The sequence below is a fragment of the Marinobacterium weihaiense genome (assembly GCF_019061305.1).
GTDB classification, from domain to species: domain Bacteria; phylum Pseudomonadota; class Gammaproteobacteria; order Pseudomonadales; family Balneatricaceae; genus Marinobacterium; species Marinobacterium weihaiense.
The window spans coordinates 1-1,413 of record NZ_JAHQZT010000059.1 but is presented as its reverse complement, the minus strand read 5'-3'; the positions used below and the strand labels follow the sequence as shown (position 1 = coordinate 1,413).

1 protein-coding gene is annotated in these 1,413 nt (G+C 48.8%); it reads right to left on the bottom strand.

Annotated features, from left to right (window positions below):
* Positions 1-221: 221 nt before the first annotated feature.
* Positions 222-1,229: a hypothetical protein gene (locus KTN04_RS16540; RefSeq protein ID WP_217336326.1), complete on the bottom strand. Its 1,008-nt coding sequence runs from the start codon at positions 1,227-1,229 to the stop codon at positions 222-224.
* Between the last annotated feature and the right edge of the window lie 184 nt (positions 1,230-1,413).

Sequence of the window (1,413 nt, the reverse complement as noted above, 5' to 3'; positions counted from 1 at the left end):
TCAACAATGTGAAGTTCAAGGACGGCGAACAAGTACAGGATCAATCAGACAGGAACGCGGCTTGATGCCCATACACCAGATTTGACATTAACTCCAGAATTCCCAATGCGATTGTAAGAGTCTTGGGGTTCATAAGTCATCTCCTCGGTGTGTGCTGAAACAGTCAGGATCGTATTGTGCGCTCTTATCGGTCCCCAATAGGCCTGATAAATTTGTGTGTATCACACTGGATCACGAAGTAACGCTGTCTGCAGCTCTGCAAGATCAACTTCTCGTTCGTGCATTTGGCTGACGAGAAACTGAATGTCGGCTTGATGTTTTTCATCAAGCAGCTGTTGGCAGTCTGCCATCAGCTGGCGAATATCCCGCTTTGTCATATCGGCCAGTTGGTGAGCGAAGCTGTAGCTCTGTGTACTGGCGGCAGGTTCAAAGATACGCGGCTTCGTATCAACGACAGTATCCGGTATCTTGCTTGGATCGCAGACTGCCTTCAACTTGTCATTAGCGGCCTTATCCGGGGCCAGCTTTCTTTGCTTCTGCGAATCGTTCGATGCAACCTCGGCCTGGTTATCCTCTGGAATCTCCGACGGAGTTGAGTCTTCCGGCATTTCTAAGGCCTGAACCGAAGCGCCGGACTTTAAAGACAGTATACGGTCGTACTCTGGCACAGACGGCAGCATGAAGTTCAGGTTTTCACCAACCTGCTTTTGTGTCTGCTTGATCAGTCCGGGAGGTATGAAGACTCCAGTACCAAAGGATTCAATGGCGCGATCAATCTCTGCCCGGATTTTCTTTTTCCGGAATGCTTGTATGTTTTCACCCAAGAGCTCGGTTTGGCTGGATTCGACCATTCTCATTTCCTCTTCCTTGAAACTTTCCAGTGAATTCCGAAAGACTTTAATCAGTTGCTCAGTCACTTTTCCCATGACCTCTATACTGGCTTTCTTGGCATTTGCCTTACGGACCGAACGGGGTATTTCTGTTTGTATGCTCGGTTCAACCCGGTGTTTTTGTTTATACGCGCAGCGGATTTCAGCCAGAAAATTCTCTAAACTCCGGTGATCTGAAGGCGTAGACGACGTAAAGAACACTTGGTCTATCCCCTTGATCGTGACCTTCAAATGATTGTTGGAAGACTTTTCGTAGCGAAACGGAGTCTCCCCTACAATTTTTGCAATCCCTTTTATCGCCGAACGTTGGTAGGGCGTGTAGCTTCGCTTGTTGCACATATCAATTATCCCTTTTGAAATGGCTCAATGGTGTCCCCCAGCGTGCAGGCGCACAGCGCAATGCTGGCATCATCGCCGGTTGTGCCTAGGTGTCGCATCCCGGATGATCATATAAGCCAAAGGCGTTATCCTTGGTTCGTCGCTCGCGACATCATGTACCACGCCATTGAGCAATTCATCCAGC

Coding starts and splice junctions, on each gene's coding strand:
- KTN04_RS16540 (WP_217336326.1), bottom strand. CDS start 1,229: ATGTGCAACAAGCGAAGCTACACGCCCTACCAACGTTCGGCGATAAAA.